This window comes from Cellvibrio sp. UBA7671, from assembly GCA_002483145.1.
Taxonomy (GTDB): domain Bacteria; phylum Pseudomonadota; class Gammaproteobacteria; order Pseudomonadales; family Cellvibrionaceae; genus Cellvibrio; species Cellvibrio fibrivorans.
Map to the genome: position 1 here is coordinate 14,748 of DLHJ01000019.1, position 15,071 is coordinate 29,818.

14 protein-coding genes are annotated in these 15,071 nt (G+C 49.7%); 3 read left to right on the top strand and 11 right to left on the bottom strand.

Annotation, left to right across the window (positions count from 1 at the left end; all coding sequences use genetic code 11):
- Positions 1-15 precede the first annotated feature (15 nt).
- On the top strand, positions 16-441 hold the full coding sequence (locus B4E62_RS19165; protein ID WP_310075376.1) for a biopolymer transporter ExbD: 426 nt from the start codon (positions 16-18) through the stop codon (positions 439-441).
- A gap of 75 nt (positions 442-516) precedes the next feature.
- On the opposite strand, the gene B4E62_RS19170 is transcribed toward B4E62_RS19165, so the two are convergent.
- The 8 genes from B4E62_RS19170 to B4E62_RS19205 form a co-directional block, all read right to left on the bottom strand.
- Positions 517-1,041, bottom strand: coding sequence for a YbaK/EbsC family protein (locus tag B4E62_RS19170; RefSeq protein WP_331353190.1), 525 nt, complete (start codon positions 1,039-1,041; stop codon positions 517-519).
- A gap of 337 nt (positions 1,042-1,378) precedes the next feature.
- On the bottom strand, positions 1,379-2,662 hold the full coding sequence (locus B4E62_RS19175; protein ID WP_310075372.1) for an aminotransferase class I/II-fold pyridoxal phosphate-dependent enzyme: 1,284 nt from the start codon (positions 2,660-2,662) through the stop codon (positions 1,379-1,381).
- 126 nt (positions 2,663-2,788) lie between these two features.
- Positions 2,789-4,732: a M48 family metallopeptidase gene (locus B4E62_RS19180; RefSeq protein ID WP_331353191.1), complete on the bottom strand. Its 1,944-nt coding sequence runs from the start codon at positions 4,730-4,732 to the stop codon at positions 2,789-2,791.
- Between the two features lie 120 nt (positions 4,733-4,852).
- Entirely contained in the window at positions 4,853-5,446 is a 594-nt protein-coding gene (locus B4E62_RS19185; protein ID WP_310075369.1) for a LemA family protein, read from the bottom strand.
- Positions 5,447-5,629: 183 nt separating this feature from the next.
- The gene (locus tag B4E62_RS19190; protein WP_331353192.1) at positions 5,630-6,235 is read right to left on the bottom strand and encodes a BON domain-containing protein; all 606 of its coding nucleotides are present in this window, start codon (positions 6,233-6,235) and stop codon (positions 5,630-5,632) included.
- A 1-nt stretch (position 6,236) separates the two neighbouring features.
- Positions 6,237-6,821, bottom strand: coding sequence for an SIS domain-containing protein (locus B4E62_RS19195; RefSeq protein ID WP_414633274.1), 585 nt, complete (start codon positions 6,819-6,821; stop codon positions 6,237-6,239).
- Positions 6,822-6,898: 77 nt separating this feature from the next.
- Positions 6,899-7,342 (bottom strand): YraN family protein, encoded by a 444-nt coding sequence (locus B4E62_RS19200; protein ID WP_331353193.1) that lies wholly within the window; start codon positions 7,340-7,342, stop codon positions 6,899-6,901.
- A gap of 9 nt (positions 7,343-7,351) precedes the next feature.
- Positions 7,352-9,262, bottom strand: a complete 1,911-nt coding sequence (locus B4E62_RS19205; RefSeq protein WP_331353194.1) for a penicillin-binding protein activator — start codon at positions 9,260-9,262, stop codon at positions 7,352-7,354.
- Positions 9,263-9,349: 87 nt separating this feature from the next.
- Between B4E62_RS19205 and rsmI the strand changes: the two genes are divergently transcribed.
- Entirely contained in the window at positions 9,350-10,204 is an 855-nt protein-coding gene (gene rsmI / locus B4E62_RS19210) for a 16S rRNA (cytidine(1402)-2'-O)-methyltransferase (protein ID WP_310075363.1), read from the top strand.
- 174 nt (positions 10,205-10,378) lie between these two features.
- Positions 10,379-12,484 (top strand): TonB-dependent receptor family protein, encoded by a 2,106-nt coding sequence (locus B4E62_RS19215; RefSeq protein ID WP_331353195.1) that lies wholly within the window; start codon positions 10,379-10,381, stop codon positions 12,482-12,484.
- A 52-nt stretch (positions 12,485-12,536) separates the two neighbouring features.
- Here B4E62_RS19215 and B4E62_RS19220 read toward each other — a convergent pair whose 3' ends face one another.
- The 3 genes from B4E62_RS19220 to B4E62_RS19230 all read right to left on the bottom strand — a co-directional run bounded on the left by B4E62_RS19220 (position 12,537) and on the right by B4E62_RS19230 (position 14,940).
- Entirely contained in the window at positions 12,537-12,962 is a 426-nt protein-coding gene (locus B4E62_RS19220) for a DCC1-like thiol-disulfide oxidoreductase family protein (protein ID WP_331353196.1), read from the bottom strand.
- A 274-nt stretch (positions 12,963-13,236) separates the two neighbouring features.
- Positions 13,237-13,953, bottom strand: coding sequence for a tRNA (adenine(22)-N(1))-methyltransferase (locus B4E62_RS19225; RefSeq protein ID WP_310075356.1), 717 nt, complete (start codon positions 13,951-13,953; stop codon positions 13,237-13,239).
- Between the two features lie 72 nt (positions 13,954-14,025).
- The gene (locus tag B4E62_RS19230; protein ID WP_331353197.1) at positions 14,026-14,940 is read right to left on the bottom strand and encodes a DMT family transporter; all 915 of its coding nucleotides are present in this window, start codon (positions 14,938-14,940) and stop codon (positions 14,026-14,028) included.
- Between the last annotated feature and the right edge of the window lie 131 nt (positions 14,941-15,071).

The window sequence follows — 15,071 nt, forward strand, 5'->3', positions numbered from 1 at the left end:
CGAGGAGTACCCGCAGTGAGCCGCAGACATAAAAGCCGTGCCGTCGATGATACTAACGAGATTGACTTGACGCCGATGCTCGACGTGGTTTTCATCATGTTGATTTTCTTTATCGTGACCGCATCCTTTGTGAAAGAGGCTGGTATCAACCCCAACGTGCCGGAGCCGAACAATAACCCTCCACCAGAAGATGCCGAACCTAACATCCTGGTGCGCATCTCTGCAGACGATCAGATTTGGCTGATGGAGAAAGAAGGCGAGCGTCGCGTTGATGGTCGTGCTATTCGCTCAAATATCGAGCGTCTGCGTGCCGAGTTCCCCAAAGCTGCAGTGATTATCCAGGCAAGTGGTCGTGCTAATACCAGCACTTATGTCACCGTTGCAGATGCTGCGCGCGAAGCCAAAGCGCCTAACGTTGTTCTCGTGCCGACCGACAATTAATTAATCGGTACTTGGAAATAAAAAAACCGCCTTGGAAACATGGCGGTTTTTTTATGTCTGTGATTTGGTGGATGGTTATAGTTCGTATTCGTGGCGGATGTACTTTTTGGGCAGTGTGCTGTGCCGTGGACGTTCGGCGCTAAAGTGATCGTGGAGTTTGTCTTGCATGAGCTGGGCGAAGTCAGGTTGCTTTAAGCGGATCAGATGGCGGTGATCGCCAGCTTCTATATAAACTTCCTCAACCCCCATCAATTCTTCGTCCCATATCACATCTATACCGTATGCTTCACCTAATGCAGGTATAGCGCCTTCAGCGCAGTCTTTGAAGATTTCAGTTAGTTCCTCTTCTTCAACCAGCTCCATGTGCCGATCAAAAATTTGGTTCAGTGTGTGGCGGAGGATTTTATTGCGTGTGGGTAAGACACAAAGCGTGTAATGAAAATCTTCATCGCGTAACAGAACGCCTTTGGCAAGGCAGTGGTCGTCAATGCGTGCGACACGTGCGGTGTTGTATGAACCTTCGCAGTAGTCATGTTCCAGCAGCGTGAAGTCGATTTGTTTTGCTTTTAGATATTTTTCTACAGTTGCAGCAACACCCATACAAATATCTCCTGTGGCGAAATGCGCAGAGAAAGGGTTAAACACTATTTGTTGGTTATGGCATCCATCACCGCTATCAAATACGTAAGCAATCCATAAATAGTTAAAAGGATGGTTGATAAAACGTTTAGCAATTAACTTCTTGCTAATTGGAGTATAGGAAGGATTTTTACGAGCGGGGCAAGCGTTTTGGAATTAATCCTGATTTGTTAGAACGCTTTGTTGTGAGGCGGTAGCTCTAACTTTTTATTGGTAGTGAGGTTCTGCTTGTATATGCGCAATAAAACAAAAAGCCGCTATAAAAGCGGCTTTTTGTTATGTGGTATCTAATGTTTTATTAGCTGAGGCTCGCGAGCTGTTGTTTTACTGATGCCAGTTTTACGCAGGTCACGAATACTTCCATCGCACCAACGACTTCCGATACGGTAGGTACTGAAGGTGCGATACGAATATTACGATCTTCAGGGTCTTTACCATAGGGATAGGTAGCGCCTGCGGGCGTTAATTTCACACCTGCTTCTGCTGCAAGGCGAACGGTTTCTTTTGCACAATTTTTGCGAGTATCAAAAGAAACGAAGTAGCCACCAACTGGTTTTTCCCATGCGCCTAAATCGGTGCCTTCGAATGCTTTGCTCAATGCTGTGAGTACTGCATCAAAACGTGGATTCAAAAGTGCGGCGTGTTTGCCCATGTGTGCCATTAATGCTTCTTTGTTTGGCAGCAAACGGGTGTGGCGAATTTGGTTTACTTTGTCCGGGCCGATAGTGCAGCTGTTCAAAAACTTTTTGAAGCCAGCGAGGTTCGCAGCGCTAGCAGCAACAAAGGCGACACCAGACCCCGCATGAGTAATTTTTGAAGTCGATGCAAATTGCACAACTGAGTCTTCAGTGCCGTTGCGACGTGTTGCTTCGAGAATACTGGCAAGCTGCGGCGCATTGGCGGTTAAGTCGTGGACTGAATAAGCGTTATCCCAGAATACGCGGAAGTTAGCGCTGGCGATTTGGCCGAGTTTGGCGATACGCTCAACGGTTTCGTCGCTGTAGACCACACCCGTTGGGTTGGAGTACTTGGGAACACACCACATACCCTTGATGGATTTGTCCGCTTTGAGCAATGTTTCAACCGCGTCCATATCCGGGCCAGTTGAGGTCATCGGCACATTGATCATCTTGATGCCGAGTTGCTCGCACACGGTGTAGTGACGGTCATAACCGGGAACCGGGCAGATGAATTTAACTTCACCTTCGTTTTTCCAAGCGCTTGACGCATCTTTGAGACCGAACTGATGAGCTGTCAGCATCATCTGGAACATCAGGGTCAGACTAGAGCTCCCGCCTACCAACACGTTGGCTGGCTCAACACCCATGATGTTGGCGCCCAGTTGTTTGGCTTCGGGCAGGCCGTCGAGGCCGCCGTAGTTGCGGGTGTCGGTGCCGTCAGCGGCGATGTAGTTGCCCTTGAGCAGGCCATCAAGCTCATCCGACAGATTTAATTGCTCTGCCGAAGGCTTGCCACGGGTCAGGTCAAGATTGAGTTTTTTGGCGAGGATAGCCTGATATTGTTCAGTCAGTTGGCTTTCCCATTCGCGCAGTTGCGCTACAGATGCGTTATCCAGTTGCAAGGTGATTACCTCATGGTGGTTGGCGGGATTCGTCTTAAGTTAGCAAGCTAAAGTTGGGCGCATTATACCCGCTCGCACTCCAATTGTTGTAGACAGTTTGGTGTAACTGCAGGCTTGGCAGGATGATTAGTTGCGCATCTCGGTGATGAGCGGGGGAATAGGGCAGTCGAGGCTATCGGCGATAGCGCGGAAGAGTTCGGCTTCGGCAATACTCAACTGGCCATCGTGCAATACACATTCACTCAGGGCTTTCAGCAGTTGGGGTTTTTGCAACGGCTTGGTGAGGTTAAGTTGTTCCAGCGCTTTATCGGCGTCGGCCAATTTAATGCTCGCGCGCGGCAATAATGTGAGCGTGGAAAAGTTCAGTACCTTTTGCGCTTGCGCAAATGCTGCCGCTGCATCCTGCTCGGTGCGAGCACCGGCATAGGCCAGCAGCGATAATAATAATTCACACTCTGCGCGCATTTCGCTGAGTTGGCGATTGCGCACCAGCTTAATATTGGTAACCGTATTGTGCAGCACGATACGATAGATTGCCCATTCCATCAGGCTGACTTTTTGATCGGCACTGATCAATACATTCAGGCAGCGTATAAATGCTGCATGTTGATCTGGCGATAATTGTTTGAGTGCAGCCAGGCATAATTCAATTACCGGCAAGCGCAGGTTTGCATCCAGGTCGGCAGCGGTAGTAATAATATTATTCAGGTCATCCAGATCCGCAGCGGTTAGATGTTCGCTGAGGAGCGCGAGTTGTTGACTGCGTAAATCGCATTGGCGATCCAGCAACAATCCAAACACCAATCCGCGCGCACTAGCGGGTACTTGTGCTGCTTCTTTTAATAGTGGCGGGATTTCGGCGATACGATCGCGTGCGTAAATAACGTGCGGCTGTGTTGGCCGAGCGATTTGGTTTAAGGTCGCATCAATATCAACGGCAACGCGAGTTGTTGCATCCTTATAGGTTGTTGCTCCTTCACTAAAGCCCATCGCACCGGTGTCGTCATGTGAAGTCTTCCTTCTTATATAAGTCGTTTCTGCAAACTCTCCATCCCAATTGGGCTGAATACGTTTAATCCTGTCTTCCAGTGGTGGATGGGTCGCCATCAAGTTGAAAAAGGATTTTACGCCCTGCCCAAAATACATGTGGCTGAACTCGGCAGCATGTTCATTCTGCAATTGCGAGCCATAACTACTACCGCCAATTTTTTTCAGCGCACCGGCGATACCATCCGGGTTGCGGGTAAATTGTACTGCTGAGGCATCGGCAAGAAATTCCCTCTGGCGGCTTACGGCGGCTTTGATCAAATTGCCAAAAAATATTCCGCTGTAACCAATTATTAACAACCCAAGGCCCAATCCCATAATCGCTGCAGGAGAATTATCTTTACTGGAGCGCCGAATGTTGCGGTTGCTTGCGCTGCGAATTAAGAACTCGCCAATCAAACCGATGACTAAAATGCCGTGCAAGAGAGCAATCAAGCGCATATTGATGCGCATATCACCATGAAAAATATGGCTGAACTCATGGGCGATCACCCCTTGTAACTCATCGCGATTCAATGTGTGTATGCAGCCGCGTGTAATACCGATGATCGCGTCCTGGGGGTGATAACCTGCGGCAAAGGCATTAATTGCATCGTCTTCAATTAAATATACCGGTGGAACAGCGGCGCCGGATGCAATTGCCATTTCTTCAACAACATTCAGTATTTTACGCTCGTCAGGATCGACAGTATTGCCGGATAACAAACGGCCGCCCATTGCCTCTGCAATACTTTTGCCGCCCGCGCGCAATTGGAAAAAGCGAAATAAACTTCCGAGCAGCACAACACTGCTAACCCCCAGAGCGATCAAGATAAAAGTTTCCAGGCTCAGTGCGTTAATAATTCCCTGCCACAAACCGACGGTTTCCCCTACATCGGCAGAATAGTGTTCTTGCGTAAAATAAGCGAATGCTGCAAATAACAATGTGGTAATGACAACAAGGGAAAGTACTGCAAGTATTAACAGCAGGATCAGATGATTGGTATTGCGCCTCGCGCGATCCTGATGCTCAAAGAAATTCATGCGCAACCTGTCAATAAAAAGTGAGCTAGTGCTCTATATAAAGAAGGAAGATGTAATGGCAGCGACCAGCGTTAAAAGTCTTCCTTCTATATATAGAAGGAAGACTTTAGTTGTGCATGGTTAAAACTGTACTTTGGGTGCAGCCTGAATCTCGGCACTATCGGCAAACACCAATAAACTGGCGTCGTCGACATGGCCAAAACTTTTTGCAAACACAACCGGAGGGAAGCTTTGTTTGTAGGTGTTGTAGGCGGTGACCGCATCGTTAAACGCCTGACGCGCGAACGCGACTTTATTTTCGGTACTGGTCAGCTCTTCGGAAACCTGCATCATATTTTGTGAGGCTTTCAAATCCGGATAGGCTTCCATCACGACATTCAGACGGCCCATCGCGCTGGTTAATAAACTTTCGGCGCCCGCGAGCTCATTCATGGCGACCGCACTACCGGGATTTGCGGCGGCAGCTTGTAAACCATTCATCGCCTGATTGCGCGCATTGATGACCGCTTCCAATGTTTCGCGCTCATGTTTGATATAGCCCTTGGCGGTCTCAACCAGGTTAGGGATCAAGTCATAGCGGCGTTTTAACTGTACTTCAATTTGCGAAAACGCATTTTCAAAACGATTTTTCAACGCTACTAACTGGTTGTAAATCCCGATCACGTAAAACACCAGTGCAGCAATAATCACGAGAAGAATGATGGTAGAGATCATGGGTGTTTCCTTTGCATGGGGATGAAATAACGCTTTCGCCGTTTTATCCAAGTGATGTTTATAAAACCGGATCTGCGGTGCGCATGATACTAGCAGGATGTACAGAGAATGCCAGAGGCTGCGCTGGCTGGGTGACAATCGTCAATAAAGAAGGGACAAAAGGTGTTGCGGTAAAAACAGTGCTTAATCGATGTATTCAAATACCTTAACCACTTGCTTTACACCATCCGTATTTTTGGCAACGTTGGTGATGCGATCGGCTTCGTATCGCGACACCAATCCCATTAAAAATACAGTTTGCGCCTCGGTAATAATCAGAATGCGGCGGCTTTGGATGCTGCTGGCGACCAGTTTGGTTTTAATTTTGGTAGTAATCCAACTGTCTCTACTGCGCGCTTGAAATCCAGTAGGAGCACCTAAGGTCAGCTCGTTGTGCACTTGCCGCACTGAATTTATTTTTCCGACGGTGTCGCCTGCGAGGTTGCGGAGTTGTTCGTTCGGCACCTGACCCGTTAAGAGCACCAAGCCATTAAAACTATCGATATTGATGTGTGCAACTTCAAGTTGTTCGCTGGCTTTATTGAGGTTGACGCGCGCAAAAGTTTCCAGTTGTTGGTCATTAATTTTAGTTCCGAGTGTGCGTTTGTTGGTGCTGATCTGGATCGGCTCACTCGTGGTAACACTAATAATTTTGGCGCAGCTGCTTAGCAGCATTAAGGCGATGACTACAATTGCCAACACTTTGCCCATGTGAATAAGATCGGGGGTGAGAGTGCGGGCAATAAACATTTTAAAAGCCTCCAAACAATTGCTGATCGATTAAATCGCATAGGCAAAAAATGCTGAGCAGATGAACCTCGTGGATACGGGGTTTGGCCACGGAAGGCACGCGAAGTTCCAGGTCGCGGTTGTCGAGCAAGGCAGCAACATCGCCGCCATCGCCCGCGGTGAGTGCAATAACTTGCATTTCCTTATCATGTGCGGCGCTAATGGCCTGCAATAAATTGCTTGCTTTACCCGTGCTGGTGAGGAGTAGCAAAACGTCTCCCGGTTGGCCGAGCGAGCGAATTTGTTTAGCGTAAACATCATTAAAGCTGTAGTCGCTACCAATCGCAGTTTGGGTGGTGAAATCAGCGCCCAGATTAAATGACGGCAAACTCGGGCGTTCCTGTTCAAAGCGATTGATCAAGCTGGCGGTAAATATTTGCGCTTGTGCAGCGGAAATTCCGTTGCCGCAGGTGAGGATTTTTTTCTCGCTTAGTAGCGCGTGGACAATCAGTTGGCTGGCTTGCGCAATTAGTGGCGCAAGTTCTTCACCCGCGTGCATTTTTGCTTCGATACTTTCATGAAACAGGGTGATAACGCGTTGATCCATAGCAATTCTACTTGTGATGATGTTGTGTGGTGATGCAGGTTCCATGCGGAGTCAATAATTGCTGACGCAACTGCAGCTCAAGCCCCGAATGCATTTTGAATCCATTGAATGGGTGGGGCAGTACCGGTTTGATCTAATGCTATCACATCAAAACGACAGGCGACTTTATCAAACAGCCGCTGCTCTTGTAAAAAACGGGTGGCGGTGCGAATAATTTTTTGTTGCTTGCGGTAATCCACGGTTTCAATTGCAGGGGCAAAACGCTTGTTGGTACGGAGGCGCACTTCAACAAACACAAAGCAGGTCCCGCGCGCAGTTTTTTGCAGCATGATCAGATCAATTTCACCGAGTTTGCAGCGATAATTTTTAGTGCGAGTCACCAATCCTTGCTGCTGTAAAAATGCTTCCGCTTGTGCTTCGGCTTGCGCACCCATACTAATGGTGTTGTGCGCGCTAATGGTGTTGTGTGCATGGCCATCGCTACTAGCCGCAACTGCATCATCCTTGTCGCGTTTAAACATAGTCAATCCTTAATATTGAACATCATTTTCGTTGATTACCATCGGCAGCGGTTGCGCTTCACCATTGCGAAATCTCACCCAGATTTGCTCGCGCTCGATGCGTCTGTCACTCAGCATATGCAGCGCACCTGTAGCGCCGTAAATGCGCATATCGGGCACTTGCTCCAGTTGCGGCAAACGCGCGTAAAGACGAAATGCATCGGCGCCCAGCGCATGTAAGCGGCCGTAAACCGCAGCGGATTTTGTGTGCTGTGCAACTGCTTGTTTTTCGCGGCTGGTGGTGTCGAACAGCCACGGCATAGTGTTAAAGCGAATGCCATTTAAATCACGATCCGCTTTCGGATTGGGTTGGCCAGAATAGACCTGGCTAGTGGAGTACACCGGAATTTTTCCGGCGTAGTGAAAGGCAAATGTCGGTTTTATTTGACGCGCTTGCGCGGGATCGGCAATTAAAAAAATCATATCCACATCGCCACGGCTACGTGGCGATGACTGCAGCGGGATGCCCAATAATTCTTGCATTTCGCGGGTGCGTATTTGGCTTTGCTCAATCAACATCGCATCTTTTACCAAACCGGAATAATTCACGCCGGTTTGAAATTGTGTGCGGTTGACCACTGCACCGCCGAGCTTTTCCCACTCATCGGCAAAGGCGCGCGCACTGCGCTCGCTCCACTCTTGCGTTGGAATAATCACCATCGCCTGGCGATGTCCCTCCAAAAATGCCTGGCGCGCAACCTGGCGCGCTTCATCTTCAACGGCTAAACCAAATTGATAAAAACCTTTAAGCGGTTCTGCGGGGGGAGTGTCCGGATAATTGAGCGATAGCACTGGCACTTCCAGTGAAGGCATCAAACTTATTTCGGTGACTTTTTCTTTATCGATAGGGCCAATGACCAAATCGGCACCATCGGCGATAGCTTGTTGGTAGGCTGTAATTGCATCGCCGCTGCTATCGTATTGGCGCACTTCAGGGGTATTCCGACCATTGCTCAATGCTTCGTAATAAGCCGCAAAAAAACCATCACGCACAGCTTCGCCTGCTTCAGCGAGTTTGCCTTGCATTGGCAGTAGCAGCGCCACTTGTTGCGGTTGTTGTTCAATCAAACTTTGCAATAGACGCAAATCGCTCGGCAAGTTGTCATGTGCGGGATGTTGCCGCCACACGCCCAACCATTGCTGTAATTGTTCGCGCTGTTGCTCTAAATCGATTTGGTTGTTTTTGTTGATGGCAGCGAGGCTGTACCAACCGCGCGCTGCCTGGCCGTTTTCATCCTGACTGAGTTGCTGTAATTCAGCAAAAGGGATGCTCATCAAATTCTGCCAGAGCACTTCCTGATTAGCCTGGCGTTGGTTTTTATTGTCGATCAATCCACTCAGTTGAATCCGCTCGGCCACGCTATTTTGCGCTTCGCCCAGAAGTGCAAATACCTGGGCGCGCTTTTCGCGCAGCGACACTTCGGTCTGTGGCTCCATGTTTGACCATTGTTGTTCGAGGCGCGGCTTGGTTAGAATGCCGTGCGCTAAAAAGTTGGAGCCCTGATGCAGGGCGACGGTGCTGAGCAGGTCGGTGTGTTTGATGTAATCCTGATCGGGCAGTGCATCGGAGTTCATATCGACCAGCAAATCCCGCGCGCGATTGTATTGGCGTGCATCGATATAGGCTTGCACCGCCTCCAACAGCAAACTCTCTCGCTCGGGCGACTGCAATTGATTTGCCTGATTTAGCAGCTTGGCGGCGCTTGGCTTGGCTGCTTGGGTTTTGACAGCGGTGGATTTGCGCTTCTCGGACTGGGGTGGATTGCTACTGCAGCTCGCCAGACTCAAGGTCAGTGTTGCGATCATCAGCGTGGCTAGGGTATTGGTTGATAAGTTGCGCGACTTGGTCGATAAAGTGCACAAAAAAGGCCGTATCGGCATGAAAACCTCGGTGAAAACCTGCAGTGAATATTCAACATCCAAAGCCGTAAACCTGGCGTGGATTCTACCCCTTTTCCGGAGTTCGGTATGACAACAGTAGCCTCCAACCAAGGCATTCTTTATGTCGTGGCGACCCCGATTGGCAATTTGGGCGATATGGTACCGCGAGCGGTGGAAACACTACAAACGGTAGCGGTAATCGCCGCTGAAGATACGCGACACAGTTCCCGTCTGTTGGCCCATTTCGATATCAAAACCCCCTGCATCGCTTACCACGACCACAGTGATGAGACGCGCGTTGAGCAGCTTATTGCCCGCATACAAGCCGGCGATTCAGTCGCCCTGATTTCCGATGCGGGCACCCCGCTGGTATCCGATCCCGGCTATCGCTTGGTGCGCTCTGCTCGCCAAGCGGGTGTTAAAGTCGTTCCTATTCCTGGCGCCTGCGCGATGATCGCCGCTTTAAGTGCTGCCGGTTTGCCGTCTGACCGTTTTGCGTTTGAAGGTTTTTTGCCCGCCAAACAAGTCGCCCGCTGCACCCAGTTACAGTCGCTGGCTGCTGACCCGCGCACACTGATTTTTTACGAAGCCCCCCACCGTATTTTGGAAACCCTGCAAGACATGGCGCAGGTGTTTGGCGCGGAGCGCGAAGTGGTGATGGCACGCGAGCTGACCAAAACCTTTGAGACGATAAAAGGCAGTAACGTCAGTGAGTTGGCGGCATGGGTTGAGAGCGATAGCAACCAGCAGCGCGGAGAAATTGTGCTCTTGGTCCATGGCGCGCCCAAGCCTGAAAACGAAGCCATGACGCCCGAGCACATGCATATCATGAAAGTGTTGCTGGATGAATTGCCGGTAAAACAAGCGGCGGCAATAGGCGCAAAACTCACCGGTTTGAAAAAGAATTTTCTGTACGATTGGGCGTTGCAGCAGGCTGAGTAGTCTTGCCGTGGTTGGCAGATTAGCGCTTATTTTGATGTAAGTTTGATGTAAATTATTCCTGTTTGTTATAGTGGCGCATCTGAAAAAGCATGACACACGTATTTGATTGCCATAATCGGCTGTATTCAGCTGTGTTTATGCGACTGTTAACCACTGGAACCCAAGGAACTTCACATGCGTCATTCCGTCACTCCCGCTGCTCGCGCAGCCCGTTTTTTACCTAATCCACTCGCCGTTGCTATGACACTTGCTTTGGGTGGTGCTGCTTTGCCTGCCACCGCCGAAGCAGAGGCCAAGGTGCTGCCGAAGGTGGTGGTTGTGGGTACAGAAGAGGGTGATAGCGAGCGTCAGCCAGGCGCAGTTGCGATTGTCACTGAAGAGGAGCTGCAGATTCGTCAACCCCGTTCAACAGAAGAGGCCTTGCGTTCAGTGCCCGGTGTGGCCATCAAGCCTGAAGAAGAAAGTGCGATTGTTGCCAACATTGGTATACGTGGCTTGAGCTCTGCCGATTATAAAACCCTGATTCTCGAAGATGGTGTGCCCATTGCACCCGGTTTGTTTGTGGGCAATGGTCGTTACTACAACCCACGCATCCAGCGCATGGAAACAATTGAAGTCCTCAAAGGTGCCGCTTCTTTGCGATACGGCCCCAGTACTATTGGCGGTGTGATCAACTACATCACCAAGCAACCTGAAGATGGTGTTCAGCTTGAGGCGCGCGCTGGCTCATTCAACAGCCGCGAGGCAACACTGGAAGTCGGTGGTTCAACGCCGTCGCAAGAAGCGCAGTTTGGCGCTTTCATCACCCATGCCAGCAGCGATGGATTTATGGACAAGGGTTATGACATGACTGACGTTATGATCAAAACGGGCATGGCGTTGGGCGACAATCAGTGGCTGAGCCTGAAGTTCAGCGATTACGACAGCGAGGCCAATATCTCCTACCGCGGGGTGTTTTTGCAGGCTTACAAAGATGGCGCCGACTACAATCCTGCGCCGGACGATTATTTTATCAGTGGCCGTCGCTCACTGGATTTGAACCACGAGTGGGACATCAGCGCTACCGCCAAGCTGACTACGTTGGTGTACGGGAGCGAAACCTATCGCGACTACTGGCGCTATGCCACCAACAATGCTGCATCTGCGGCAGCCGGCCGCTGGGTTTACACCGATAGTTTGAACGGCAACAACCGCAGCTTTGATCGTTTTGGTTTCGATAGCCGCCTCAAGCTGCAGCATCAATTGTTTGGTCTGGCGAACGAGGCGGAAATTGGTGTGCGGGCAATGAATGAATCCATGGATGACGTGACTGTCGCTGCCACTCGCGCTACTCCGCGCACTGGCACCATCAGCAGGGATGCGGTTGAATCCGCAGATAGTCTCGCTTTGTATGCGCAAAACCGGTTTGCCGTGTCTGACCGTTTTGCCGTGACCGCAGGCTTGCGTGCCGAGAGTTACGAACAAACCAGCAAAAACAAACGCGCTGCCACCAATAATGAGGCTGACACCTCCAACACCGAGATACTGCCTGGGCTGGGTGCTACCTATCAGATCAATCCTGCGCTGCAAGGTTTTGCAAGCGTCTACAAAGCCTTTTCGCCCGCGCTCAATAGCGATGCACTTAACGGCTTGGAAGATCAGCAGCTCGACGCCGAGCGTTCGGTGAATATCGAGGCGGGTGTTCGTGGCGCGCGCGCGCAGTTGACCTACGAGTTGACTTTCTTCCGCATGGATTTTGACAATCAGATTATCCCGGCTAACTCAAACAGTCAGTTTCAGCGTACCAATGGTGGTGAGACGCTTCATCAAGGCCTTGAAGCGGCATTAGGTTGGGAGTTGGGCGCTGGTTTTACCCTCAAATCCAGCGCCACCTACATTCCAGATGCGGAGTTTGTGGGCGCGCGCCGCGATGCGAATGGCAACATCACTACACCCGATGGCAATCGCGTGACCTATGTTCCTGAGTGGGTGACCAACCTGAGCCTGGAGTACAAAACCGGCAAGTTGCGCACCGCGCTCAGTGTGCATCATACGGGTGAGCAATATACGGACGTGCTTAACACCAAGCCTATCACTGAGAGTACATCCGGCTTTTTCACCGGCCAAATCGATGGCTACACGCTGCTGGATTTGAACGCGATCTACGAGTTCAGCAAGGATTTGAGCCTGAGCGCCAGCGCCAAGAACCTGACCGATGAGCAGTACATCGCCAGCTTGCGTCAGGGCATTTACGTAGGTACTGAGCGCAGCATTGATGTGGGGGTGAAACTCAAGTTCTAACAACCGCTTACCGGTGCTGTCTAATAATCCCGCTCTGTGCGGGATTATTTTTTTATGAAACCGACGTTTTAGAATTTTTTTTCAAGTTTTCAATACGGCGGATGCCAAGCAATTTCAGCAAAAGTGTACGAAAGGCTTTGCCGATTGGGTAGAAGATTTTAGAACCCACTTGGGTACTGAACACATAATAATTAATGCGATTAAAAACTCCGGAAGGTGTGCTGAGTAGCGTAAGCATATGAATTGCATCTGACCCATAATAGATGGCGTCTTTAAATTTCAGCACCATTCCCTGATCGATATCCAGCCCCAAGCGGGTTATCTCATCCATCAGCTCACCTGGCTGCCGTGCATCAACCAAATGCAAATTGCCAACCGCTGCGCGTATGCGAATATATTTACAGTAGGTTTTGCATACGGGGCATTCGCCGTCGTATACCAGCCATACGTCTTCTTTGGGATTTACGTCTGGAGTCATATTTGTTGCCATTTTGATTTACATTTTGCTATTGCAACATCAGAGCAAACTTAAGAAGTCTTTAATGCCTGAATTGGAAAGACATCGCTCGCGAGTATATATACCACTAATACTTCGGCTATGACTAATATCAATTAATGGATTTTTATCTAACAAAATAATGTTGGCGCGGGCAGCAACCTGATGAGAAAAATCTTTTTGGGGTGTGTGGTGTGTGGTGTGTGGTGTGTGGTGTGTGGTGTGTGAGGGGGGGGAGTACTGTTTGGTGTTTTGGCTATAGATAAAATGATTGTGCAGTTATAGTGCTATAGGCATCAATAATATGCTGCACTTCAGCTTTACGACTTAATTGAGCCCTCTTGTAGTGATCCATTGTTTTCTTTAGGTAATCAGCGGCGATTTTTGCTTGTTCAGGTGTATTGCTTTGCCAGATGAGGCTGCCGAAGGGATTTATTTTTGAACCGGAGTTTTTTGCTGTTGAGACTAATAAAATTTCATAAAAGCGTTTGTTTTCAACAATCAATGTTTCATTTAGTAAGCTGCAGTCAAGTTGGATGAGTTGTTGTCTTAGCGTGAATTGATGTTGTACGGGGCAAAGTAAAAAATCGATATCTGATGCAGGATTTTTTTGATAAATCGCGCGAACTAACTCCGTCATTAAATCGCCGCCAACTCCTGCAATTATCACGAGATGTTTTCCGCTGAATTGTTGTAAGGGAAGGGCTGTTACGTCTATACAGTGCGCTTGCCATTGAGTGTGCGGGTCAGGCTTTTTTGGAAAAAACTGTTTCAGTTTATGTTCCAGTTCATGCATAAGATCGGGAACTATATCCACAAAATGAATGTTAGGTGCTGCGTGCCGCGAAAGCAGTGCAGCGCCTAACAAACCATGGTCGCAGCAGCAATCCCAAATGTGATCGTATTGCTTGGTTACCATGAGTTCAATGTGTTGCAGGCGTTTGCCAAGTTTGATTTTTTTGCTGGTACTCATTTGTTAGGAGGTCTTTTTTTAAGTGTTCCAGCACCATTTAACAGGTTAACCTGGCGGAGTTGGTCCGGGTTTCTAGTGGGATTTGAACGCAATAATTAGGCCTGAGGCCGCCACAATCGCCATACCGATCAAGCTCATGCTGTCGGGGATGGTGTCGAAAATAATCCAGCCCAACAATCCAGCCCAAAGCAGTTGCAAATAGGTAGTGGGAGCTAACATGGATGCGGGCGCATGCCGATAGGCAAGGGTAAACAAGTAGTGTCCCAAGCCGCCGCTAACCCCCATGCTCAGCAGTAAAATCACCTCTAGCTCACTTGGAGCTTCATTTTCCCAGAACCAGGGCAGGGCGATGCCAAAGATAATCGAGCCAAGCAGCGCGGTGTAAAACAGCAAGGCGATGGCTTTTTCGGTGCTGGCTAGCAAGCGCGATAACAGCTGATAGGTCGCGTTGGCTGCCGCTGCACCCAGCGCAAACATAATGCCTACAGCATCCAGTCCACCCCCGGGGCGGGCAATCAGCAGCACGCCGATAAAGCCAGTGACGATCGCCGCCCAGCCCCAGCCGCCAATTTTTTCACCCAGCATGGAGCCGGCGAGTAACGCTACCAGCGTGGGCGCGAGAAAGTTGATCGCCGTGGTTTCTGCCAGCGGCATGCGATGTAATGCCATACCCATACAGAGCGATGCGATAGTCAATACCACCGCGCGCGCGACCACTAATCCGGTGCGCTGGGTGTAAACCAGCTGAGCTGAATGGCGCGGGGCGAGGATCATCACCATCAGCAAAAAATGGACGATATAGCGCATCGCTACCACAAAGGGAACGTTGTAATGGGTGGTCAGGTATTTGGTGGTGCTGTCCATGCAGGCGAAGAGAAATAAGCCGGCGGCGGCGAGGAGGAATCCTTTAAGGGCATTGTGTTGCAGCAGGGTTATGGTGTGCGGGGCGTTTTTCGGTGCAGGTTGCCCAGCGGGTGAATCGCTCATTACTGTTAATCCGATAGGTGAAGCAAAAATAAGTCATATTAATGGTAGCAGCAATGTGGGTGAAGGATTAACGCGAGAAGTCAAAAAGACAAACCCCAGCACTGGGCTGGGGTTTATTTAGGCGTTTGTTA